Annotated in this window: 18 protein-coding genes, 1 other RNA gene and 1 pseudogene; 7 read left to right on the top strand and 13 right to left on the bottom strand. The window is 36.1% G+C overall.

Features of this window, described 5'->3' with window-relative positions; genetic code table 11:
• Positions 1–71 precede the first annotated feature (71 nt).
• The gene (locus AEQU1_RS09010; RefSeq protein WP_111880530.1) at positions 72–2342 is read left to right on the top strand and encodes a hypothetical protein; all 2271 of its coding nucleotides are present in this window, start codon (positions 72–74) and stop codon (positions 2340–2342) included.
• Between the two features lie 185 nt (positions 2343–2527).
• On the opposite strand, the gene AEQU1_RS09005 is transcribed toward AEQU1_RS09010, so the two are convergent.
• Positions 2528–4102 carry a T9SS type A sorting domain-containing protein gene (locus tag AEQU1_RS09005; RefSeq protein WP_111880528.1) on the bottom strand — a complete coding sequence of 525 codons (1575 nt, stop codon included), beginning with the start codon at positions 4100–4102 and terminating at the stop codon, positions 2528–2530.
• A 195-nt stretch (positions 4103–4297) separates the two neighbouring features.
• On the opposite strand from AEQU1_RS09005, the gene AEQU1_RS09000 reads away from it, so the two are divergent.
• A complete protein-coding gene (locus AEQU1_RS09000; protein WP_146743734.1) occupies positions 4298–4747 on the top strand; it encodes a hypothetical protein in 450 nt (149 codons plus the stop codon).
• A gap of 182 nt (positions 4748–4929) precedes the next feature.
• Here the strand turns inward: AEQU1_RS09000 and ssrA are convergent.
• Positions 4930–5328: a transfer-messenger RNA gene (gene ssrA / locus AEQU1_RS08995) on the bottom strand.
• 232 nt (positions 5329–5560) lie between these two features.
• Between ssrA and AEQU1_RS08990 the strand changes: the two genes are divergently transcribed.
• Together AEQU1_RS08990 and AEQU1_RS08985 are read left to right on the top strand one after the other, a co-directional pair.
• On the top strand, positions 5561–6769 hold the full coding sequence (locus AEQU1_RS08990; protein ID WP_111880596.1) for an NAD(P)-dependent oxidoreductase: 1209 nt from the start codon (positions 5561–5563) through the stop codon (positions 6767–6769).
• Between the two features lie 24 nt (positions 6770–6793).
• Positions 6794–7606 carry an SDR family oxidoreductase gene (locus AEQU1_RS08985; RefSeq protein WP_111880525.1) on the top strand — a complete coding sequence of 271 codons (813 nt, stop codon included), beginning with the start codon at positions 6794–6796 and terminating at the stop codon, positions 7604–7606.
• Between the two features lie 11 nt (positions 7607–7617).
• Here the strand turns inward: AEQU1_RS08985 and AEQU1_RS08980 are convergent, their stop codons facing one another.
• From AEQU1_RS08980 to AEQU1_RS08935, 9 genes and pseudogenes are all read right to left on the bottom strand, one after another.
• Positions 7618–9585 carry a DUF3857 domain-containing protein gene (locus tag AEQU1_RS08980; RefSeq protein ID WP_111880523.1) on the bottom strand — a complete coding sequence of 656 codons (1968 nt, stop codon included), beginning with the start codon at positions 9583–9585 and terminating at the stop codon, positions 7618–7620.
• 1 nt (position 9586) lies between these two features.
• The gene (locus AEQU1_RS08975; protein WP_181566742.1) at positions 9587–11455 is read right to left on the bottom strand and encodes a DUF3857 domain-containing protein; all 1869 of its coding nucleotides are present in this window, start codon (positions 11453–11455) and stop codon (positions 9587–9589) included.
• A gap of 163 nt (positions 11456–11618) precedes the next feature.
• Positions 11619–12287: pseudogene (locus AEQU1_RS16320) on the bottom strand (DUF1361 domain-containing protein).
• Positions 12288–12290: 3 nt separating this feature from the next.
• Positions 12291–12638 (bottom strand): DUF2809 domain-containing protein, encoded by a 348-nt coding sequence (locus tag AEQU1_RS08960; RefSeq protein WP_146743733.1) that lies wholly within the window; start codon positions 12636–12638, stop codon positions 12291–12293.
• Positions 12639–12740: 102 nt separating this feature from the next.
• A complete protein-coding gene (creD, locus tag AEQU1_RS08955) occupies positions 12741–14087 on the bottom strand; it encodes a cell envelope integrity protein CreD (RefSeq protein WP_111880514.1) in 1347 nt (448 codons plus the stop codon).
• 77 nt (positions 14088–14164) lie between these two features.
• Positions 14165–14464 carry a transcriptional regulator gene (locus AEQU1_RS08950; protein ID WP_111880513.1) on the bottom strand — a complete coding sequence of 100 codons (300 nt, stop codon included), beginning with the start codon at positions 14462–14464 and terminating at the stop codon, positions 14165–14167.
• A 2-nt stretch (positions 14465–14466) separates the two neighbouring features.
• Complete coding sequence (locus tag AEQU1_RS08945) at positions 14467–15075, bottom strand: hypothetical protein (RefSeq protein ID WP_111880511.1); 609 nt, start codon at positions 15073–15075, stop codon at positions 14467–14469.
• 520 nt (positions 15076–15595) lie between these two features.
• Entirely contained in the window at positions 15596–16414 is an 819-nt protein-coding gene (gene kdsA / locus AEQU1_RS08940) for a 3-deoxy-8-phosphooctulonate synthase (protein WP_111880509.1), read from the bottom strand.
• 81 nt (positions 16415–16495) lie between these two features.
• Positions 16496–17884: a T9SS type A sorting domain-containing protein gene (locus AEQU1_RS08935; protein ID WP_111880508.1), complete on the bottom strand. Its 1389-nt coding sequence runs from the start codon at positions 17882–17884 to the stop codon at positions 16496–16498.
• 139 nt (positions 17885–18023) lie between these two features.
• Between AEQU1_RS08935 and typA the strand changes: the two genes are divergently transcribed.
• Positions 18024–19817, top strand: a complete 1794-nt coding sequence (typA, locus tag AEQU1_RS08930) for a translational GTPase TypA (RefSeq protein ID WP_111880507.1) — start codon at positions 18024–18026, stop codon at positions 19815–19817.
• 49 nt (positions 19818–19866) lie between these two features.
• Here the strand turns inward: typA and AEQU1_RS08925 are convergent, their stop codons facing one another.
• Complete coding sequence (locus AEQU1_RS08925; RefSeq protein WP_111880505.1) at positions 19867–21012, bottom strand: glycosyltransferase family 2 protein; 1146 nt, start codon at positions 21010–21012, stop codon at positions 19867–19869.
• A complete protein-coding gene (locus AEQU1_RS08920; RefSeq protein ID WP_111880504.1) occupies positions 20996–22363 on the bottom strand; it encodes a glycosyltransferase family 39 protein in 1368 nt (455 codons plus the stop codon). Before AEQU1_RS08920 ends, AEQU1_RS08925 begins: the two co-directional genes overlap by 17 nt.
• A 74-nt stretch (positions 22364–22437) precedes the next feature.
• On the opposite strand from AEQU1_RS08920, the gene AEQU1_RS08915 reads away from it, so the two are divergent.
• A complete protein-coding gene (locus AEQU1_RS08915; RefSeq protein WP_258455251.1) occupies positions 22438–22644 on the top strand; it encodes a hypothetical protein in 207 nt (68 codons plus the stop codon).
• Positions 22628–24016 (top strand): class I SAM-dependent methyltransferase, encoded by a 1389-nt coding sequence (locus AEQU1_RS08910; RefSeq protein WP_111880502.1) that lies wholly within the window; start codon positions 22628–22630, stop codon positions 24014–24016. The genes AEQU1_RS08915 and AEQU1_RS08910 overlap by 17 nt, the downstream gene beginning before the upstream one ends.
• Positions 24017–24256: the final 240 nt, after the last annotated feature.

Raw genomic sequence — 24256 nt, 5'->3', positions numbered from 1 at the left:
ATATTAATTAGTGGAGTATGCCCAAAATCCAAATTGAAACAGAGTAGGCGCTAACCTATAATTATGTAATTATGGCAAAAAATCCTGACTACCCGAACAGAAACTTCAAAATCCGAGTGGATTTTGAACAACCCCCAGAAAGAGATTTTCCACTTATTGGTTTTCTTTTTCATTGCAGGGGTACATTGCTGCAGTGGCAATATGTGAAAGACAATATTCTGGAATTTAATTTAGAGAAATTACCTCAGCAAACCCGGAAATTGAAAATAAATCCTGAGCAGTTGAGGTTGTTTATTGCTCCCGCTTCCAATAAAAATATTACCCGTATAAGCAGCATCAAGGAATTGCAAAGTTATATGGCCTATGAGCCAATGATAAATATAGACGCAAACAATGGCCTAAACATACTGCCAATTCCTGAAGTATTATCGCGCTTTTGGATAAGGTGTAAATGTAGGGTTGGGGGTAAGATTTCAAAATGGTTTCGCTCAGGGAACAGTTGGCAAGATCGCGCTGTTTGCAAGGCGCGCGTTCATATTTGTGAAATAGACCCTATTTTATATTGGATCAACAAAATACCAGATTATATAATTGCAAAAATACCCGATGCAATATTAAAACCAGTCTTTAAATATCCAATACCCATTCCAGATCTGGGACCTTTTCAGCGTGTTGAACGGTTTTCATTGGATTTGCAAAATCAAGATAATATCTTTAAAACACAATCCATAGCGGAGATCCGTAAGGAAACTATTTCTAAATTACCCGAATTAAACCCTGAAATAAAGCAACAACTTGCTTCTGGTAACCTAAATATGATACGGGAAACTTTGGCTAAAAATTATACCTTGTTACATCCTTGGTTCTGTTTTTGGCCTTGGTGGTGGCCTTATTTTTACCGTTGTAATGAATTGGCAGTGGTAGATACCAATGCCAGCGGCAGGTTTGAAAAGACCATTTATTACAATTGTTTTGGCGATAAGCCTGATATTTATATTTGGGTAGAATATTTCATCAATGGCGAATGGATAACAGTTTACAGACCACCCATTCCTTGCAACACTCATTGGAACTACAGTTGCGGTACTGATATTAATATTCATATAACGCATCCTATGGTTCCAGGTAATTGCTGTTGTGATTGTCATTCAGCGGGAAATATTGTGTTTATAAATTCTGTAGGTCACACCACTGTTTCACACATACAGCAATCCCACCAATTTTTACCGCCTATAAATCAAACTGAAGCATTTGATCGCATTGGACTAACGGATGCTTGGGCGAATAATGACAGTTTTTTAAGTACCACAACAGATGATTATAAAAGACCGTTTGGCGGAAGTCCAAGCCTTAGAATGGGCTTTGGTACTGATCTGCCTAATGCAAATATGTATTATTACCGCTGGAGCTATCGGAAAATATCACTTACAGATTTAACTCCTGAAAGTGCATATGAGCCCTTAAAACCTGTTGGGGACCAAGTAAGGAAATCTTATAGATATATTTTCACAGATTTATACGGCGATTATCAGCTTGGCACTGATAGTGTAAAACTAGGTCCGATTTCGGGTGAAGGTCTTGCAAATGAGAACTTATATATTATTCCGCCAGAACAGCCAGAAATGGAACCGTTCAATAAACCCGAATCTTCAGATCCACATTGGGTAGAGGAAACCTATAATATGAATACCCTACATTTTGATTCCACCGGGCTTAAGGGCGATGGTTTGTATCAACTAAAGTTGGAACTTTTTGACCAAGCAGGAAATTTGTTGCACAATCTTCCAAAAAATAGTTTTAAAACCTTAAAACATGACGATGCGAATTTTAGCGAAAACGCACCCAATAAATTTTTGGAAAACCCAACAGATGATACAGCCGATGCTTTCAATATGATTATGCGTATAGACAATAGCATGTGTGAAGGAAACATCTACACTGTAAACGTAGATGGAGTAGCTGCATCTCCCAACTGTTGTGGTTTTGTGAAATATAAATCAGATGGGGAAGAGGCAAGACTTGAGCTATCCTTTATGGCGAAACATCCCACCAACTTTGCTGAGTTCAGTTTTGGTGTAGTAAAAGGAAGTTGTGGAACAGTGGGCATTGCAGGCGCAAAAGGAATGGTTATAGATAGCGCCTCTGGTTATAACTTAAACACAAGCACCGGTATATACAGTAGGAGTTTTGATCCTGAAGAATTACTAGGTGAGTGTTATGCAGATGGAACTGGAAAAGGTGCATTCGCAGAAACATTGCATATTATAACCACCGCCACCGATGGTCAGACGAGAATTGCAAAAGATTACGGCAGGACCATAGCATTTGCACTTGAACCCTAAAATCTTTAGGTTCTTGTAAATAAAAAGCTCGTAGATGTGAGGCTACGGGCTTTTTGTATTGTACTCTAATTCTTAAAACAAGAAAAGTACTGCTTCTTTACTCTATTTGTATATAATATATTTTATTTTCAGTAATAAAAGACCGTCTTTTAGGACGGTCTTTTTTATAGCAAACATTTCAGTTTTTATTCCACCAATAATTTTTTTACCTGTGTGGCTTGTTCATTTATGAACCGCAGAAAATAGGTTCCAGTTGCTAAATTATTGATTATCTGGGTGGTACCTGTAATATTTTGTGTGTCTAGCTTTTTGCCCAAAACGTCAAAGATTTCTAAAATGAAAGTCTCATTTGTCTTGATTGTAAAGTTGCCTTTGGTAGGATTTGGAAATACTGAAATAGTTGTGAAGGAGAGGGCATCTGTACCAAGATTTGTATTTACTCCTTTTTCATAAATTACTTCTCTTTCGTCAAAACCTTGGCCGTCATTAAACCGGAAATCACTCCACACTACATGCAAATTTCCCTGTGGGTCAAATCTCGCATTTGGTGCGTCAAGCCCAGGGCTTTCTTCATTTATTATTAGCGGGCTGCCAAAACCTGTTGTTGGGTTGTATTCTAAAAAGGAATTGGTCTCTGCCAGAAAATCTGTGTAAATTATGGCGCAGTCTCCTTCGGCATTACAGTCCATATCTATTCTTTTTAACAAACCACCTGCATTTGCAGCAACTTCATATACGTTGGAAGAAAGGTTAAAAGAATCGGCAGCACTATCGTAATCATATATATTGAGTATATCGCGGTTTGGGCCTGTTGCCTTGTGGATAGTTAAAACCATGATGTCGCCAGTACCTGAAGTAGCCAACACATAATTGTTGCTAAAAATATTCTCAGTAGCAATGATCTTTGCCTCACTGATATTGTGGGTGGCTTCATCATAAATTTTATATTTCAGTTCCATACTGCCGAAATTACCTTCAGCATAAACAAGCATTGCCTTGTTGCCACCAATACTTTTAATATATGGGAAGCCGGCATCCAGATTATCGGTAACATCAGAAACAGCAATATCGCTGGACCAATCGTTACCGTCAAAATACTTCATATAGATTTCTTCATTTATTTGATTTTCCCGGAAATCATACCCCCAAACTACGACTGGGAGGTTATTATCGGTGCTGTACAAATCGTGGTGGCTGTTGTTGTGGTTTACAGTACCGCCAAGATCAGATATTTTTAGGCCATCGCTCCAGATACTGGTAGCGGCATTGTAATAGGAATAACCAATATAGTTACGCACATTTTCATTGGCCCAAACGTTGTAGATAACGTGTAGGTCACCATTGGGAGAGCTTGTAATGGCGCCATAATGATTGTTTTTTCCGCCAATCTCGCCGCCTTTGTCCACAAAAAGAGGAGTAGACCAACCTTGGCCTACCACTTTTTTTCTGAACATAATTTTTTGCAATCCATTAGAATAGTTATCGCTATAAACAACATAAACGGTACCTGTATTTCCAACAGCTAAGCGGGAGTCCCAAGAATCCTTTGAGGGGTTGTTCGAAACGTCATAATCTGGATTGCTCCAGTCCAAGGACAGCTCTGTGGGGCCACTATTATTTTCTTGTGGAACAAATAGAACGGGGGTGGGACTCTGATAAAAAATTTTACCATTTACATCAGTTTCATAGGTGCCGTAAGTTTGGGCAAAGCACAATCCCATTGAAAAAAATGAGGTAATGAGGAGTAATTTCTTTTTCATATTAAAAGATGATTTAAAATTAAATATTCATAAATATAGTAGATTTTTAAATAATAAGTAAGTGAAGAGTTAGTAATGAGTATGCGTAATCGCTCTATAAGTCAATTTCAAATAAATTACAATCTTTTCTTAAAGTCCCTTTTGGAAAGCGCTCGCATTTGTAAATTAGTAGGTAACAACAAAAAAAAGAAAACTATGAAAAAGCTAAGAACATTTTTGTCCGTTGGATTACTTGCCCTTCTAACCGCTTGTGGTACAACGAAGAACAGCACCGCCGAAAACCAGGCAACCAATAGAGGCAGGGCAAATACAGAAGTAATCTCCAGTGGAAATTCCGTAAGTGGCAGTAGGCCTAAAACCGAAAATAGAACCGCCGCAACAATTACCACCAGTACAGATGTGGAGAATAAAGCTGCAATGGAACAAATGTATTCCTACTTGAACATGAGTGACGATCAAATTAGCCGTTTTGATAGGGGATGGAAAAGCACAACTGATACTTGGAAAAAAGCCAATCCAAATAAAAGTATGAACAGTTTTGAGCGTACCGAAACTCAGGATAAGATTCTAAAAGACATTTTGGATGAGTCTCAATTTGAAAAATACCAGCAGTGGGCTAGAGAAAATGCTGAATCTAACAAGTAGATTTATTCAGCTTTGCAGAAAAATTAAGGAAAGCGAATTCGGAGCGCGTTTTTAGAATAAATTACATGCTGAATAGGTCACTTTTTATATGCTATTATTTGCCATTTAATGAAACTGTAAAAAATGAAAAACCCTGTAAATCATAAGATTACAGGGTTCTTTTTGTTGACTTGGTAGTCGAAAAGTGGAGCCGGAGGGATTCGAACCCTCGTCCAAACAAGCAATTATACTGCCTTCTACATGCTTAGTTTTCATTTAGATTTTCGTGAGATTGCCGGTCGAAAACTACCAACGCACTCCTTATCTTCACTTGAGCTTCACAAGAGCATCAAAGCCCTAATCTTGCTAGGTTTACTTTTACGAAGCCACTATATCAACCGCCGCAAACCAAGGCCGTTGAGTGACTTCCTGCTTGCCCACCTTGTGGGCCGAGGCACATCCTACTGTAATTCGGATTATGCAGCTAGGGCGTAGTTATTCTCGCCGTTTAAAAAGTGTGAAATATGATATTAACGAGCTATATCCCAGCGCTCGACATGCTTACAATACAATTAGACCCGCTGTCAAAACCAGTCGGCCCCAAAATCCCTGCGAAGGCAGGGATCTCATGAAAAATGTTCCAATCATGAGAATGTTTTCAAAGATCTTTTTCTGAGCGTTCCCCCGCCAAAAGGGCGGGGCGGGCTTTCAGCTATATCTTTTTATAAAAAATAAAAAGGATGCCGCTTCGATCCCTAACGCGGGCCGCAAAGATACATGAAAAACCCTATCTTTGCCACTCTAATAATTACTCAAAAAATATACCAAATGCCTATAACCTTTGCCATCATCAAAGAACGCAAAAACCCGCCCGATCGTCGCGTGGTTTTTTCGCCGGAAAAGTGTCAAGAAGTCATAAAAAAATTTCCCGATGCACGGATAATCGTAGAATCTTCAGATATCCGCATTTTTTCTGATGAGGCTTATGCTGATGCAGGTTTTGAAGTAGTGGATAATGTTTCTGAAGCAGACGTAATGCTGGGTGTAAAGGAAGTTCCGGTAGAAGCTTTAATTCCAAACAAAAAGTATTTTTATTTTAGCCATACCATTAAAAAACAGCCATATAACCGCAAACTGCTAAAAGCAATGCTAAATAAAAGCATTGAAATGTTTGATCACGAAACCATCGTGAATGCAGACAAGCAAAGATTGATTGGTTTTGGGTATTACGCAGGTCTAGTGGGAGCTTACAATGGCTTTAGAGGATTAGGCTTACGCGATAAATTGTTTGCACTTCCAAAAGTTGAAACCCTTCCCGATTTGGAGGCCGTGAAAACTGAATTAGATAAAATAAGAATTCCAAATATAAAAATTATCCTTTCCGGAACGGGCAAGGTTACAAGAGGAGCGAAGGAAATTCTAGATCACTTAAAAATACGCGAAGTAACCGATGCAGACTATCTTTCAAAAAATTTTAACGAGCCAGTTTATTGTTTAATAGATGTTTCGGAATATAATAAACGCAAAGATGGCGGTGAATTTGAAAAACAAGAATTCTACAACGACCCATCCGAATACGATAGTGATTTTATGAAATATGCAAAGGTAAGCGATATGTTCATTACCGGTCATTTCTTCGGAAACGGTGCACCATATCTTTTTACAAGGGACGATGCCAAAAGTCCTGTCTTTAAAATAAATTTAGTAGCTGATATTTCTTGCGATGTTGATGGACCGGTGGCTTGCACACTTCGCGCTTCTACTATTGCTGATCCTTTTTATGGTTACGATCCAATAAATGAAAGTGAAACTGCATTTGGTGCTGCTGGAGCAATAGCTGTAATGGCGGTAGATAATTTGCCCTGCGAACTTCCTAAAGATGCCAGCGAGGGTTTTGGAGATATGTTTTTGGAAAATGTAATCCCCGCTTTTTTTAATAACGACAATGATGGAATACTGCATCGTGCCCAAATCACGACAAAAGAGGGGAAATTGACTCCCAGATTTGCATATCTACAGGATTATGTTGAAATTGCCGATTAACAAATTAACTTTTTGTTAACAATCATGCAATTAAAACCTAATGAGCACCCCACAAAAACCGCTTTAGTAACTGGAGCCGCTTCAGGGCTGGGATTTGAGTTGGCCTTATTATTGGCCAAAGATGATTATGACCTTATTTTGGTGGATGTTGATGCCGAAAAACTAGAAACAGCGAAACGGGAAATTAATGCTCTTTACTCCCCAAAAATTCAATTAATAATTAAAGACCTTAGTACCTGCAATGTTGCTGGAGAAATTTTTAAGGTTATAGAAAATAGGCAAATTGATGTTCTTATAAATAATGCCGGTTTCGGAATTTTCGGAAATTTTAACGATACTGACTGGGAACGTGATGCGGAAATGCTAAATCTGCATGTGGTTACAACTACCCATTTAACCAAACTAGTTTTAAAGGGAATGGTGGAGCGCGGTAGTGGAAAGATAATGAATATGTCTTCTCTTGCAGCTTTTCAGCCTGGTCCATTAATGTCATTATATTATGCTTCCAAAGCTTATATCCTTTCCTTTTCTGAAGCCATTGCTAATGAACTGAAAGGCACAGGGGTTACTGTTACGGCGCTGTGTCCAGGGCAGACCAAAACCTGTTTTCAGAAGGTGGTTTCCAATGGGAGCAAAAATTCAGAGAATAAAATAAAATTCAATGTTGCCTGCCCGAAGGAAGTTGCTGAATATGGCTATGAAGCCATGAATAAAGGAAAAGTTGTGGCTATTCCCGGAAACTTCAACAAGTTCTTGTCTAAATTGCCTCGTTTTGTTTCAAGAAAAACCGCTACAGCGGTCATACGTAGAATTCAGGAAAAGAATAGGGACACCTAACAGCTATTACTTTATATCTTCTTTAGCTGAATAGGTTCTTCCGATTGTATTTTTATAAGCTCTGTAAAAAATTCACGGAGCGTTTTATAAGCTTCTGCAGAAAAAGTATAATTGTCCAACTTAACACTTAATCTAATATTAACCTTATTTGCTGTTTGATTGTAAACAACAGACATTTCGCCATCGTTATTGGGTAATTTCAAAAGACGGTTGGTAGGCGTTTGTACAATTTCGTATTGGTCTGTAACGTCAATGGAAATTAAATAATTATTTGTAACGGGAAACCCAAACTCTATAGGGTATTGACGGTTTTCTTTTTTGAAAGGATTTTCAGAAAAATAAGTCTGCATCAAAAACGGAAATACAAATAGTTTATCGCCAACGGGCTGTTCAAACAATGAAATATCATAGCTTTCCTTATAGGGCTGCTCTAGATCCTTTTCATTTTGAATTTCAAGATTTGTGATATTCAAACTTTCGTTTTTGCTTTGTTTTCTTTTAATGATTTCCTCTTTACTGTATTCATTGTATTCTTTTCGTTTTTCAGCAGCAATGTAACCTGTGGAAACTTCACTTACCTTTCCTGAAAACTTGCCGGCATCATCTGTTGAAAGTTGCATATTTACATAGTGCATATTTTTGGCATAAGGATCAATAGGCGCCCAATAACTTCCTTTTTTGAAATCCAAAACACGGCCTTCCACATTAAGATCACGGTAGGGAAGTACTCCAAACGGAGTGTATTTGTCCGTTGCATCCAGTAAATACTTTGTGTTGTTGATGTCTAGATGTACAATGGCGTAGTTAAAATCTGTTAGAACTGGGTATTGTTTGGTAGGTATTGCTCTATCCCGGGTTGCTAGGAGCATTATTTTTGCATTCAGACCAGCTGCTTCCAAGGCGTTAATAAGTCCTAAATTGATTTCTGAACTATTGCCAACATTCTTTTCAAAAGCTTCTTTTACACGAATGTCATCCAGAATTCGTGTTTCGTTATTCCAAGACATTTTATCCTGAATAAAATAGTAAACTGCCTTTGCGCGTTCCAGTTCATCAGATATAGCGAATATAGAGGCGGGCAGTTGATCTTTAAAGAAATTGGTATATTTTAATTGACGTCCCAAATCTTTATCATACCTAAACTCGTGATCCACATCGTCCCAAGATTTCGAAAAGGCAGATTTGCTTTCATCTAAGTGAACTATATCCTGAAGCTCAAACTTTAATGCGGGCATATAATTATCCTTAGAAAGCATATATTGCTCTTCCTTAAAAGCAGGAATTCCTTTCATTACATAGGTCGCCGATTCGCAGTCGCCAGGAACCTTAAAGCCAGGGAGGTGGAAACAATCTATTTTTATTTCGGCGTGGTTCACATCAAGTTTTCTATCACCGTAAAGAGTTCTGTTAAAAGTATAGTTTCCAGGAATCTCTGTGTGAAGCTCTGAATAAATAGTTGGTAGGTTATTCATAAATGCCCAGCCGCCAAAGTTGAAAAAGTAAGGGGTTTCTACTCTATAGGAATATTCTAGAATACTGCCATCCTGAACATTGGCAAAAGTAAATTTTTTAAGGGACCAGTGCTGGCTTTCGTCAGTATCAAAGATTGCGTTACTGCTCACATAAACTTTCGATTTGCCGTTGTGGGTAACAGCTTTAAGGTCTTTTATATTTTCCCGAACATTGTTTTCGCGGTAATAGGGTATTTCCACGGTAGAATAATCAAAGTTTTTTGCATCGAATACCTTAATTTTTCGGTGTACTTCTTTTATAAGCCTTATGTAGCCATCGGCGGCGTCTACGGTATAATTTCCTCTTTCGTAAAGCACCACTCCAGCTGCGTCCTGATCTAAGGAATAGCTGGTCATGGCAAATTCTTCACCAATTGGTTCCCCAAAGGTATGCACAGACTGTGTTTGTGAGGAACAAAGCCATACTAAAAAGAAACAACTAGTAAAAAGTAAGGTTTTTAAAAACATATTATATTTTTTTTAAAATAATGGATTCTTCTTTTAGCATAGTTATCATAGTGCCGAAAAATTCTTTTATTGATTGATATGCATCGGGAGGGAAACGGTATGTGGCAAGTTTCATATTAAAGCGAATATTTATTTTGCCACCATCTAAAACATAGGTTACTGAACATTCTCCATCTTCTCCTTGAAGTTTTATGACCCTGCTTTTGGGTAGTTGTTCAACTTCATAAACATCGCCTAAATCTATGGAAACTAGATAGGTGTTTGTAAAAGGAAAGCCAAAATCCATCGGGTAGGTACGTTCCTCCATTTTAAAAGGATTTTCGTTGAGGTATGTTTTGTTGAAAAAAGGATGCAGAATTACTTTATCACCCACTATTTCGGGCTCTATGGAAATGTTATAATTTTCTTTTAGGGGTTTTTCTATATCTTCAATGTCTTCTACTTGATAAGCTTCAATCTCTATACCTGCTTTATCCTTTTCTTCGGTCTTTATGTATTCTTCCAGATTCTCATCTGCAATGGTATTTCTTTTTTCAAGACCTATATAACCATAACTTGCCTGATTCACTTTTCCGGAAAAACTGCCATTTTCAGCTGCAGTTATTTGCGCATTTGCATAATGGATGTTTTGTTTAAAAGGCTCAATGGGCATCCAGTAGCTTCCATTTTTGAAATCCATAACGCGGCCTTGTACGTTTAAAGCTCGAAAGGGAATGACTCCAAAAGGGGCTTGTTTATCTGTAGCGTCCAACAATATCCTTTCATTGTTTATCATTACTACCGTCAAAACATAATTAAAATTGGAGAGCACGGGATAGAGTTCTGTGGGCAGTCCATTATTTCGGGTGGAAAGGATAACCGATTTCGCGTGTAGGTTAGCCGCCTCAAGTGCATTTACGAGCGAAAGGTTAATGTCTGATACACTTCCTAATTTTTCTTGAAATGAATCTTTAATATCATTGCCATAATTGAAATACCATCCATTCCAAGTATAGTTGTTTTGAATGAAGCCATATACCGCTTTTGCACGTTCCGTATCATCGTTAATTTTAAGAATGGCATTCGGCAATTTTCTTCTGAAATAATTATTTTTATTTAGTTGATCCCCAAAATCGCTACGACTCTCAAATTGATGGTCTACATCTTTCCAAGAACGGGTATAAACTTTTTCTTCCCCATGAAAAGGTTTATATGATAAGGGTTCATAAGCAATTCGGCTAATATAATTTTTTCTCGACAACATAAATTTTTCTTCTTCAAAAGAAGGAATATCTTTCATTACATAAATATTTACTTCTGAATCACGGCGGCCATTGTTGGAAGGTATCAGGAAGTCATTTTTTTTAATGTAGTTGCTGTGGTTGTCCAATTTTTTTGGTCCATAAAGAACCCGACTGTATTTTATATTTACTGGCAATACAGTTTGAAAGAAGCTATAAATGGTAGGATAATCGTGCTGAAATTCCCAGCCATCCATATTAAAAAAATAGGGGGTGACTAATGTATATTTATATTCTAATATGCTTCCGTTCTGTACGTTTGGGAATGTAAATTTTAAAGCTTTTCTCCCGCCAGATTTTTCAATTACATAGAACGAATCATCCTTTACGGCATCCTGTAAAATTCCATTGTGGGTTATGGCTTTATAGTTCAATATTTCCTCTTCATAGAATCCGTTACCTACATAATATGGAATTTCTATCGTGGAGTTGCCAAATCTTGTGATATCTAACACTTTTATTTTTCGATGTACTTCCATCACCAATCTAAAAGCGGTTTTTTTGACTATGGAAACAGCATAATAATTACCGGATTCATATAAAATCACCCCGGCAGCTTCCGGTTCGGCTTCATAATATTTAAGTTCCATTTCCTGCTTGCTAGGCTTGCCAAACTCGTGAATATATCCCGATTGGCAATATGATAAATAGAAACTTGAAAATAGTAATAGGAATAAATATCTTTTAAGAAACATACAGATATGTCGAAATTTTATGGCGCAAAATAGAATAAATATTGGAATTAAAAAATGATCAAGCTTGTATGTAGTATGAAAAATATTTTTCAAAAACCCAATACACCAATCTTAAAAACAGACCGAAAAGAATTGTAAATGCCCACGCTTCAATATTTTCAATTGGATTTGTAATTATTACGAAAACATCGGTAAAAAGACTGAAAGGTTTATGAAGAATATCCCACGAATTCCAACGTAAAATACGCCCAAGATACATCCCAAAACTTACTAAAAAAGGAAGGATTGCGATAAACTTTGAAACCATTTTTTCGTTGAAATTTTGAAAAAGCACTGTTTTTATTTCCTTAATTGACAATACATAAAATGTTATTCCTGTAGTGGCAAAAGCGGCAATCATTAAACCGTCAAACCCAATTCATTCAATTGGGCTCAAGCGCAGGTGGATAAAATCTGTCAATAAATAGGGCGCGTTGGGAAGAAACAGTAGCCAAATGAGCAATAAAAAATATAGTTTAGGTTTATTTTTTTTTTTGATGGTTTTCATATAAGTTGAAATGAAAAAAGGAATCATCGCCAAGAATAAATTCCACACCAAGAAAAGATAGAAAAATGAATGTGTGACTTTTAAGCGAACAGAAAGCAATAAAATGCTTAAAACTGTTAGCGAAAAAAGAGGAAACAGTATATGGAAACGATTAAAGAGAAATGTTTTTAAGGTTTTCATTTTTCATGAGAATTTTTCGATTAGTAGAATAAGTAAAAAGCCGAGGAAATATGCAAGCAAGTCCCAAAAGTCGAAGACCGAACCAAAAATGATTAATAGTATTTCTGACTGTATATTGAGTTTTTCAACAAGTTTAAATAATTGCAGCAGTTCCACAAAATAGGCAAAAGCCAAAACCGAAACAGCAGTTTTAAGAACGTTGTTTTTTATAAAGATTTTTAGAAAAGAATAGAGTAGCAGTATTACAAGCACATCGCCCAGAAATCCTCTTATGAAAGAATTGAATTGGAAATAAGCAATTGCTAATTCTAGCAGAAGGAGTATTATAAATAAAATTAAATAGTTCTTCATTTTTTTAGATTCATTTGAAATATTTGAATGTCCTTTCGAGCGCAGTCGAGAAATTTTGCTTAGTAGCCATATTTTTCTAACTGCGCCCAATAGGAAAATAATTTATTCATTTTTCCAATCAATTCTTCTTGACGCAAACATTATGATTGCCAGAATTAAGAAAAGTCCGATACTGCCCACCAATAGCGCATAGTTTTCCAACTGAATTATTACATAGATGAAACCATACAGCGAAGCCAACGAACCGCAGATAAGCAAAGGGTACTTAAACCCTTTCAGAATTGCCCGCGAATAAACCGTTATTAGCGCAAGTACCGAAAAGGCAGCAATGGCATAGGCCTTTAAAAAATTACTGTGTTCGGAAATAGAGATAAGCAAAGTGTAAAACATTACTAATGCCAGCCCAATCATTACATATTGAAACGGATGTATGTAGATTTTGCTCACCAATTGAATCAGCAAAAATACCAGCAGCGTTAGTCCAATAACCATAAAACCATATTTGGCGGTGCGTTCGCTCTTTTGGTATTCGTCCACGGGAATAATAAGTTTGGTTCCAAATGCAGATGCGGAAAGGTCTGGAAGATGTCCAAAAAATGATTGCTCAAACTGCCGGTTTATTTGAAGAATACGCCAAGTGGCTGTGAAACCATCTTTACTGATTTCTTTGTTGGTGTCTTCAGGTAAAAAGTTACCATCAAAACTAGGGGAGTGCCAGTTTGATTTCATCGTGGCATCGGTTTCTTTTCCTATGGGTAAAAACTTCAGGCTTTCACTACCGTTTATTTTTAGATTGAATGAAAAGGGAAGTGACTCCGTAAAAATTTCTTTTGCATTTGTAATGTAATTGCTTTGGATAGTATTCAGATATTCCTTGGAATACTGGGGTGTCATAGATAGAGCTTCCGAAGCTAAGTTCACGATAGGAGTAGTCTTTATTCCCTTTAAATTTGATGTTTTTAAAAGAATCGTCGCTTTTTCCCAAAGTATATTTTCCTCGGGAATATCGGTATTCATAAAATCAATTTTTGGAAAACTTCCCTTAATGTCGATGGCAGCGGAATAAACAACCGATTCGTAGATGCTTCGGTTTAACGGTTTTGTGTCAACTTGAGAGGTAATATTTAATTTATCTGGAAAGAAATATGCATTCTCCACAGTTTCCTTTGTTTTTGTGTAATAGGAATCGGTTTTCTCGTTAAAAATTATTTCTTCGGAAATAACTTTATATGGAATTTTCAAAATAGGTCCGGAGAGTAGCACCTCGTTTCCCCACTTTTCGTTTATTTCTCGGACCACTTCCTCTTGCCTGTATGCTCTTTCGTTGATAAGGGATTTTACAAACTCCAACGGGATCAATAATATCAATAATAAAAACCCGACTACTAGCATTCTTGCGGTGATGGAGTTCCGCATCCAATTGCTAAATTTACCTTTTGTTTGTTCCATAATTTTTGTTTTAAATGTGAATAGTTGAATGTAAAGTACTTTGTATTTCAAAGTGAATTAATAAAAAAATATACTTCTTACTTTCTAGGTTTTTGAATCAATTTTTCGAGTGCTTCTATATGTTTTTTGAATTCGGCTTTACCAAGTTTTGTGGCAGTGTAATTGGTGTTTGGTTTTCGACCTACGAAACTTTTCTCCACTAAAATATATTCGGCCTGTTCCAAAGCTTTAATGTGGCTGGCAAGATTACCATCGGTAACTTCAAGTAGCTCTTTAAGACGATTAAAATCGGCATTCTCATTCACCACAAGAATGCTCATAATTCCCAGACGAATGCGATGATCAAAAAGTTTATTTATGTTGTCTATAATTCCCACGCTTAATTTTTTTCCTCTTTTAAGTACATAATACTTCCGTAGATAATGTGGAAAAGGCCAAACCCCAAGAGCCAAAACCAGAGGCCGTAACCGGGCAGAGCTGCACAAATTAATCCAATACTAATTTCGGCATAGCCCAAATATTTTACATTGCCAATGGTGTATTTTGAGGCATTTATGAGTGCCAGTCCATAAAAAATAAGCATTAAAGATGCGCTAAGCCCATAATGTTGGCTGTTCAGTTTTATGATTATATAAATTCCACCAGTAACGAGCGGTACTAAAAAGTTTATTAATAAACGGCGGGTAGTGGTATCCCAAATTTTTTCGTTGTTTCTTTTTGCTCTTTGGGTTGTCAATAGATAGGCTGTAATAATACTGAGTAAAGCAACAGAAGCTAATAGCGCAAGCAGCAGTTTAAAGTTCCAGCTATGAATAGTAAGAAATTCACCAGCTGCTGGGAATAGATATAAATATGCAATTAACGCCCCAATAATGGCATACATTCCCGCGAAAATTCCCGAAAGTCCGCTGAGTGAGATAAAACGGGAAGAGCGGTTCATTAAGTTTTTGATCTCGCTGATGTCTTTCAAATAATCCTTTTCGCTCATAATAAAGTACTTTGAAAAACAAAGTAAATGTAAAAATATTTATTAGCCAAATTAAAATCCTAAATATTTTAGACCTTATTTTTTAAAATAGTATTATGTAGGAAATATCTTATATTAAAAAAGGGGTAAATCCCCCATGAAATTCAGGCTTTTTCCTCTTGACTGATGTTAGTCTTCTTCGCACCTTTACAGTATCAAATTAATTGGGGAGTTAATTTAGACATGAGGTTAAAAGTTGTTTCTTAAAAGAAGCAACTTTTTCTTTTTTTAATACATATCCAAAATATTCGGAACAGGAAAAACCCTGTTGAAAATTGGGGGAAATCCCTCTTGATTGGTATCTGTTTTTAGCCCGATATTTGAATACTTATTTAATTGGGGAGTTTTATAAGTGTTAAATTCTAAGACTGTTCCCTAAAAAGGAGCAGTCTTTTTTTAGTTAAGAATCAACATTTCTTATTATATAAAGTTCTGTTTTTAGCCGAAGAGCCCTGTCAACAAATGTTGGCAGGGCTCTTTTTTATAATTTATTAATGGTTTTTCGGATAGCCACAAGATCGGTTAGCAATTTTTCCAGCAAGTTTAAATTCAACATATTGGCACCATCGCTTTTGGCGTTTGATGGATCGAAATGGGTTTCTATAAAAATTCCGTCTGCCCCTGTGGCAATTCCCGCCCGGGCAATGGTTGATATCATTTCGGGTCTTCCGCCTGTAACGCCTGCGCTTTGGTTGGGTTGTTGTAAGCTATGGGTTACGTCCAAAACTACAGGAGCGTATTGTTTCATTGTAGGAATTCCACGAAAATCCACAATCATATCTTGGTAGCCAAACATAGTTCCACGGTCCGTAATTAATACTTGCTCGTTGTTGCAATCAGTTACTTTGGTCACGGCATGTTTCATACTCTCCGGACTCATGAATTGTCCTTTTTTCAGGTTCACCACTTTTCCCGTTTCAGCAGCTGCAACTACTAAATCAGTTTGACGAACCAAGAATGCTGGTATTTGTAAAACATCTACATATTCTGCAGCCATTGCTGCATCGCTTATTTCGTGAATATCGGTAACCGTAGGAACGCCAAAAGTTTCGGAAACTTTACGCAATATTTTTAATGCTTTTTCATCTCCAATTCCTGTAAAACTATCTATTCGGCTTCGGTTGGCTTTTTTAAAACTTCCTTTGAAGATGTAGGGAATTTCAAGCTTGTCAGTAATTTTTACAATCTTTTCGGCAATCTGCATCGCCATTTCTTCGCCTTCAATGGCGCAGGGGCCAGCAAGGAGAAAAAAGTTGTTGGAAGTTGTGTATTTTATATTTGGGATCTTATTCAGTTGCATTATATAAGCTTATTTTTATACAAAGGTAGTTAAAAGCTTCTTTCGCTCAACTTTGAAAAATCAATGGAAGTGTACGAAGATTTATTCTTTCACAATTTTATGGGTTTGTGAATTTCCGTTCACATCTTCAATCTTTAAAAGATAAACACCAGCCTCGGCCTTGGAGAGGTCAATCTGGTTGGTTTTTTGCTTTGTTTCAATGATTTGCCCCAAAATATTAAAAACAGAAATTGAGGCAATTGGCAGCTTTGATTCTATGTGAAGAATTCCATTTGTTGGGTTTGGAAAAACAAGATAGTTGGCAAATTCATTTTCTGAAATACCCAATCTGTCGTTTTTGTACCAAGCTAATTTGTTGTCGGCAATAGATGCTGAAGTAATATCCAGCCAGCCATCTCCATCAAAATCTGCAGCTTTTGCGTCTCTTGGAACATCAACAGAAGTGGTAATAATTTTTGGTGTTCCGAATGTTCCTTGGCCATTTTCGTTTTCTTTCCAAATTATGCTATCCAAATTTGGTCTCCACAACAAAATATCATTATCATTATCATTGTCTAGATCATAAAAATGATATTGATCATTAGTATCCATTATGAATTGAAGGTCTCCAAAATTTCCTTGATTGTCCAAATTTTCAAGCCAATGGGTATTTACGAAAGAACTGTCATCCACTGAAGTCATAACAATATCCATCTTCCCATCTGAATTAATATCAACGTATTGAAATTCAATAATACTTGTTCCTCCAGACTGAACCCAAGCAAATTGATAAATAATTTGCGCATTTCCAAAGACTTCATTGCTTAAGTTTTTATACCAAAAAATCTTACCTTGAATATATACATATTCTGTTGCCAAAATATCCAATAAACCGTCATTGTCAATATCTTCTAATGCTAATTTAGCATAAGGATTACTGTTTTGAATCAACATTTTTTCATCTCCAAATGTTCCTTGCCCGTCCTCATTTTCATACCAAACTATCCATCCTGAGAATGTATCTGTTATAGTTGCAACTATATCTAGATCTCCATCCCTATCCATATCGGTTGTAATTACAGTTTGAATAAAATCCTGTTCATTTATAATTTGTTCTGGTCCAAAATTTCCTTCACCATCAAGATTTTCTAACCAAGCAATATAACTTGGATTGTTACTATGATATAAAATATCCATATCTCCATCAGTGTCTATGTCCACAAAGTCAACTGATAAATAATAAATTCCAGTTTCGTTTATAATAATTTCTGGACCGAAATTTCCGAGTCCATCCAGATTTCGATACCAACTCATTTTATATGTTTGTTCAGATGCAGTTAAAACATCCATAAACCCATCATTGTCTATATCAAAAGGAATTGATAAATATGGTTTCAAGGTAGAATTAGAAATTACTTGTTGCGATCCAAATTGCGAAAACCCCGAAATAGCCCAAAAGATTGATAAGGTGAGTAGTAATTTTTTCTTCATCTTTTAAAAATTTAACATAAATATACTTCATTTATATTTTATGGGATAATAATTTTCTATCAAAATAAAATCCCAACTTTTAGTTCTAATCCACTTAGAAACACTACTTTTGCACCCTCTTAAAAAAAGGAGCAAGTTTATGAAAGTCAAAAACATCGCTATTATTGCCCACGTTGACCACGGTAAGACCACGCTGGTTGATAAAATTATGCACTATTGTAGTATTTTCCGTGAAAACGAAAATACAGGGGATCTTATCTTGGATAACAATGATTTGGAACGAGAACGTGGCATTACTATTACCTCAAAAAACGTTTCCGTAATATATAAGGACACTAAAATAAATATTATCGATACTCCTGGTCACGCCGATTTTGGTGGTGAAGTGGAACGTGTATTGAATATGGCAGATGGTGTTTTACTTTTGGTAGATGCTTTTGAAGGGCCAATGCCACAAACACGCTTTGTATTACAAAAGGCTATCGACCTTGGTTTAAAACCTTGCGTTGTTATCAATAAAGTAGATAAAGAGAACTGTACTCCAGATGAGGTACACGAATCTGTTTTTGATTTAATGTTTGAATTGGGTGCTGAAGAATGGCAACTTGATTTTCCAACAGTTTATGGTTCTGCAAAGCATAACTGGATGAGCGATGATTGGAAAAACCAAACAGATAACATTGAGCCGTTGCTTGATATGGTTTTGGAACACATTCCAGCACCAAAAATCGAGGAAGGAACAGTGCAGATGTTAATTACTTCTTTAGACTTTTCATCATTTACAGGTCGTATTGCTATTGGTCGTTTGCAAAGAGGAACATTAAAAGAAGGAATGCAGATTGCCCTTGTTAAACGCGACGGAAAAATAGTTAAATCTAAAATTAAGGAGCTCCATACTTTTGAAGGTTTGGGCCGTAAAAAAGTTACGGAAGTAAAAGCAGGAGATATTTGTGCTTTAGTTGGTTTGGAAGGTTTTGAAATTGGTGATACTGTTGCCGATGTTGAAAATCCAGAAGCTTTAAAAACTATAGCTATAGATGAGCCTACAATGAGTATGCTTTTCACTATTAATGATTCACCTTTCTTCGGAAAAGATGGAAAGTTTGTTACTTCAAGACACATTAGAGAACGTCTTGAAAAGGAGTTGGAGAAAAACCTTGCTTTGCGCATGGAACCAACTGATAGTGCTGATAAATTTATTGTTTTTGGCCGTGGGGTTTTGCACCTTTCTGTTTTAATTGAAACGATGCGTCGTGAAGGTTATGAATTGCAGATTGGTCAACCACAAGTTATTATCAAGGAAATTGATGGGGTTAAATGTGAGCCTGTAGAGGAAATGACTATTGATTTACCCGAAGATGTAAGTGGAACCGCTATTAACATGGTGACCATTCGTAAAGGTGAAATGATAAGCATGGAAGGAAAAGGAGATAGAATGATATGTAAATTCCTAATCCCTTCTCGTGGAATTATAGGTATGCGTAACCAATTGTTGACAGCAACTGCCGGTGAAGCAATTATGACACACCGTTTTCTTGAATACCAACCTATGAAAGGTGGAATTCCAGAAAGACAAAACGGAAGTTTGGTTTCTATGGAAACTGGTTCTGCAATTCCGTATTCTATTGATAAATTGCAAGATAGAGGACGTTTCTTTGTAAATCCTAACGAAGATATTTATGAAGGACAGGTTATTGGTGAAAATACACGTCAGGATGATATGGCTGTAAACATCACTAAGACCAAGAAAATGTCAAACGTACGTTCTTCTGGAGCGGATGATAAAGCAAAAATTATTCCTGCAGTTAAATTTTCTTTGGAAGAAGCTTTGGAATATATTCAAAAAGATGAATATGTTGAGGTTACACCGCACCATTTAAGACTGCGAAAAATATATTTGAAAGAAACAGACCGTAAAAGGAATAAAATTTAATAAGTTTAAAAATATACTTTTTAGTAAAGGCACCCACTTGGGTGCCTTTTTATTTTTTTAGCCCTAGTATACTGAAAAACAAACTGAAAAGTATAATCTGGACGCCCAATAACATTAGCGTAATAGCAGGAATAACAATTCTAAAAATTTTGGCATCATTGATATCTCCAAAACTGAGTTGCTGCCAATCATTATAGGCCAAAACGCTTAAAATAATTCCTATAATAACCATTAAAAATCCTGTGATTAATCCTTTTTCCAAATTGATAAATTTAAAAAGACGATCATATTTCTTCGATTTTGGGAGTAATTCATTTTCAACAGTAAAAACTTTGGTTAGCCCATAAAACAAAATGAATTGAAACCCAATAAGTAGAATTCCAGAAGTAAATAAAAGTGTATGCACATCAAAATTAATGGAGCCAATAGTTAGGGGGCCATTTATTAAAATTAAGGATGCAATAAGCCCAATAAACATTAATAGCATGCCTGGGATCAAAAAAAGCCAATTTGGGCTGTAAAGGACTAAAAAACGCAGATGCCGCCAACCATCGCGCCAGGTATTTAAATGCGGTGGCCGGGTACGGCCGTCTGGAGAAAGTATGGTGGGCACTTCAGCGATTTTCAGGTTTTTAAGGCTTGCCTTTACAATCATTTCACTGGCAAACTCCATTCCCGTTGTTTTTAGTTCCATTTTATAATAGGCTTCTTTACTAAACCCACGCAAGCCACAATGAAAATCTCCAATATTACTTTTAAAGAACAGTCTGCCAATAAATGAAAGTACGGGATTGCCGAGATATTTATGCAGAAAAGGCATTGCCCCTTTTTTAATGCCGCCTTTAAATCGGTTTCCCATAACCAAATCATTGCCTTCACGAAGTTTTATAATGTAAGGCATTAAATTTGTAAAGTCGTAACTATCATCAGCATCGCCCATAATAATATAAGTGCCATTTGCAGCTTCTATTCCTCCGCGTAATGCGCTTCCATATCCTTTTTCTGCAACATTTATAATACGGGCATTTTCAGTATTTGCGATTTCAAGTGAGCCATCTGTACTGCCGTTATCTGCAATAACTACCTCGCCCTGAATCCCTTTCTCTTTAAAGAAAGAAAAAGCCTTTCGGATGCATATTGCAAGAGTTTCTGCCTCATTAAGGCATGGCATTACTACACTAACTTCTAGCTGCATATTGTTTTGTTTTTTTTAGCAAAAGATCTATCAGAATAAAGAATATAAAAAATAAAATCCAATCGTTATAAAATGTAAATCGTTTAATGGTGTGCATTCCAATTGCAATTATGCCAATATTAAATAACGTGATAGCACTTCCCAATAAAATAAATTTTATTTCTGAAGAAGGAATTCTGAAAACAGAAAATAAAGCTACAATTAAAAGCAAAAGATACAGCATTACAAAGCGGGAGCCATTCAATCCGTATGCGAAATTTTGATAGTAAAGTTTGCTCCATTTTGCAAGATTCTTTAGCGTTAAAGGGAGCGACATTTTTTTTGTGAGAGTATCCAGTTTTATAAAAGTTTCTGCATCATCAATGGGAATTCCAAAAAAATATCTGCCTTCATTGAATACTGTTCCATTAGCGATTTTGGTAAAGTTCTGTATATAAAAAATGGTGGATTCTGAATTTTTTTCATCTAAACTTGAAAGAGTAAGTCCATTTTCCTTTAATTTTTTAAAAATTTTCAAAAAGAAGGATTTTTCTTCTTCGGATGAAAAAACGGATTCGTCACTTTCAGTAGCGACAAAAAGTGCCGGGGTAATTAAATGAATCCCGGTCCAAGGAGTGGTAACAAAATGTTGATGCACCACATAATGATATGTTTTATCTGTAAAATTCGCAATAAAAGGAAGAGCAATAAATGCAACCATAATCCAACTTTGGCGTATTACTCTTTTTTGTTTCCAAAGAATAAATAGAGCCAATAAAAGTCCCACGACTGCCAAATAAACAAACTGTCCTCTTGTAAGTAACAAGAGTAATAGAAAGGGAAATGATATTAATAAAGGCTTTGTTTTAGTTTCAGTAAATGCTTTTATAAATAAAGAAAATATTATTAAATACAGTGGATACGCAAGAGCTTCTGAAAGAATTCTGGTGGAGACGTTCACTTCATAAAGCGCGGGTGATAGAAGAAGCAAGACCAATAAAAGATACCAAAAAGACTGGATGTTATATAGTTTTCTTAAAGTAACTACAAGATAAAAAATAGCTAAAGACATTATTACAAACTGTATGCAAACTGCTGCCGTAAGAAAATAATCTCCAAATATTTTTTCAATAACATTGATGAAAATAGGATATACTGGGGAGCGAATCAATGACATTTCCAAGTATCCTTGCGAGTCTTTTAAAAGCTCAATGGGCTTCAATAAAATTAAAACAAAAGAAATTGAGAAAAGCCCAAATAGAATATAATTGAAATATTTTTCTATGATATTTTTAATTTCCCTAAGCATTAATCTAAAATCTTTCTGTTCAAGGAGCGCAAGATAAAACTTAACATGAATATTCTTTGGCATTCAACTTATAAACTCTTCTTTTTTTAGTTAATTTGCACCGTTTTAATAATTGCTCATTCAATTTTATCAACAAGATGATACATTTCTTATATTTCGATCCTGGCTTAGGGGCAATGATAGTACAGGCAGTAGTGGCGGCAGCGGCGGGCATTTTGCTTTTTTCAAAAGGGGTTATGTATAAGGTGAAATCTTTTTTCGGATTGACAAAAGAGAAAGAAGATACTTACGATTCAATTGACGTTGAAGAGGAAGACACCGATAAAGATGACAAAAAAAACTGACTCACACCAAGCCTCGTTCCGAGATCCTTCGGGATACATGTTTTATGATGGTAAAACTCTAAGAAGGGCCATCAAACCTATCTATTTTCCGCAGTATAATAAACTGAAAGAGAGTGGGTTTTTTAAAAACCTAATTTCCAATGGTTTGTTAATTCCTCATGAGGAAACTTCAGCTACTTCGGAAGAAATAATAATCACTCCGGAAGAAATTCCATTCATTACAAATCCGTATGAATGGAGCTTTGAGCAATACAAACACGCCGCTCTTCACACACTGAAAATTCAGAAATACGCACTTTCAAAAGGATTTATTTTAAAAGATGCTTCAGCTTACAACGTTACTTTTCACAAAGGGAAACCTGTTTTTATAGATACACTTTCCTTTGATTTTTATGAAGAAGGAACACCTTGGCGTGCTTACAAACAATTTATTACGCACTTTTTGGGGCCTTTGGTTTTGGCGAAATATCATGGCACTGAAATTTTCAAAATGATGCAAACCCATATTGATGGGATTCCCGTTAAATTGATTTCCTCTTTGCTTCCCACGCGTACCAAGTTGAGCTCAGTTATTTATCCAAACATTCACTTGCTCGCAAAAATGGAAAGCAAGCACAGCGAAGACTATAAAGCTGAAACTAAAATTGCGACCCTTTCAAAAAAAGCGCAAGAAAATATTGTAGAAAGCCTTTTTGACTACATAAAAGATTTGACTCTCAAGGAAGCTAGCGAGTGGGGAGATTACTACAGCAAAACCAATTATGACGCGGCTGCTTTTGAAGCCAAAAAAGAACTTATAAAACAATGGATAAAACCATTGGCTCCTCAAAAACTGATTGACGTTGGTGGCAATGACGGAACTTTCGCGAGAACCGTTATTGAAAGTGTACCGCATATAATTGTTACCGATATTGACAGCAATGCCGTAGATTATAATTATAAACAACTTCAAAATAACAAAGAAACTAATATGCTTCCCTTTGTGTGCGATGTGTTGCAGCCCGCACCCGGTATTGGTTTTAACAACACCGAGCGAAACTCTTTAATAGAACGGTTGGCGCAATATGCTCCCGACGTTACAATGGCTCTCGCTTTGATCCATCACATAACCCTTTCGGGAAATGTTCCTTTTGAAAAATCTGCTGAATTCTTTGCTTCATTTTCAAAAAACCTAATCATTGAATTTCCAACCCGAGAGGATTCTTGGGCGCAATCATTACTAGTTCGCAAACGCGAATTTATAAATCACTTTGATTTTTACAATGAAACGGAATTTGAAAAGGGCTATATGCAATTTTTCACTCTTGAAAAAAAGGAGGTTGTTAAAGGCACCAAACGTTTGTTATACTTCCTAAAAAACAAAACCAATTGAAACTAAAAAAAGCAGAGTTTTTTCTCAGTTTTTTTGATAACAAAACATATACTGCCCCTGCAGAAATTTAAAAAAAAATGAAAACAGCATGAGCCTATTCCGCATTTTTGTTTTCCTTTTAAATGTAAATCCTTCGTATCTTGTAAATTTACAGCATGATAATTTTTTTTAGTATAAATTTTGAGTAGCTAAAAGACATTTATGAATTTACTTACTGAGGGCAGCGTAGTCTTTAATAAA

Source organism: Aequorivita sp. CIP111184 (assembly GCF_900489465.1).
In the GTDB taxonomy this organism is placed as follows: domain Bacteria; phylum Bacteroidota; class Bacteroidia; order Flavobacteriales; family Flavobacteriaceae; genus Aequorivita.
This window is presented reverse-complemented; position numbering and strand designations above follow the sequence as displayed.

Bases quoted from the DNA above. Each gene is read 5' to 3' on its own strand.
- AEQU1_RS09010 (WP_111880530.1), top strand. From the start codon at position 72: ATGGCAAAAAATCCTGACTACCCGAACAGAAACTTCAAAATCCGAGTG.
- AEQU1_RS09005 (WP_111880528.1), bottom strand. From the start codon at position 4,102: ATGAAAAAGAAATTACTCCTCATTACCTCATTTTTTTCAATGGGATTG.
- AEQU1_RS09000 (WP_146743734.1), top strand. From the start codon at position 4,298: ATGAAAAAGCTAAGAACATTTTTGTCCGTTGGATTACTTGCCCTTCTA.
- AEQU1_RS08985 (WP_111880525.1), top strand. From the start codon at position 6,794: ATGCAATTAAAACCTAATGAGCACCCCACAAAAACCGCTTTAGTAACT.
- AEQU1_RS08980 (WP_111880523.1), bottom strand. From the start codon at position 9,585: ATGTTTTTAAAAACCTTACTTTTTACTAGTTGTTTCTTTTTAGTATGG.
- AEQU1_RS08975 (WP_181566742.1), bottom strand. From the start codon at position 11,455: ATGGAACTTAAATATTATGAAGCCGAACCGGAAGCTGCCGGGGTGATT.
- AEQU1_RS08960 (WP_146743733.1), bottom strand. From the start codon at position 12,638: ATGAAGAACTATTTAATTTTATTTATAATACTCCTTCTGCTAGAATTA.
- creD (WP_111880514.1), bottom strand. From the start codon at position 14,087: ATGGAACAAACAAAAGGTAAATTTAGCAATTGGATGCGGAACTCCATC.
- AEQU1_RS08945 (WP_111880511.1), bottom strand. From the start codon at position 15,075: ATGAGCGAAAAGGATTATTTGAAAGACATCAGCGAGATCAAAAACTTA.
- kdsA (WP_111880509.1), bottom strand. From the start codon at position 16,414: ATGCAACTGAATAAGATCCCAAATATAAAATACACAACTTCCAACAAC.
- AEQU1_RS08935 (WP_111880508.1), bottom strand. From the start codon at position 17,884: ATGAAGAAAAAATTACTACTCACCTTATCAATCTTTTGGGCTATTTCG.
- typA (WP_111880507.1), top strand. From the start codon at position 18,024: ATGAAAGTCAAAAACATCGCTATTATTGCCCACGTTGACCACGGTAAG.
- AEQU1_RS08925 (WP_111880505.1), bottom strand. From the start codon at position 21,012: ATGCAGCTAGAAGTTAGTGTAGTAATGCCATGCCTTAATGAGGCAGAA.
- AEQU1_RS08920 (WP_111880504.1), bottom strand. From the start codon at position 22,363: ATGCCAAAGAATATTCATGTTAAGTTTTATCTTGCGCTCCTTGAACAG.
- AEQU1_RS08915 (WP_258455251.1), top strand. From the start codon at position 22,438: ATGATACATTTCTTATATTTCGATCCTGGCTTAGGGGCAATGATAGTA.
- AEQU1_RS08910 (WP_111880502.1), top strand. From the start codon at position 22,628: ATGACAAAAAAAACTGACTCACACCAAGCCTCGTTCCGAGATCCTTCG.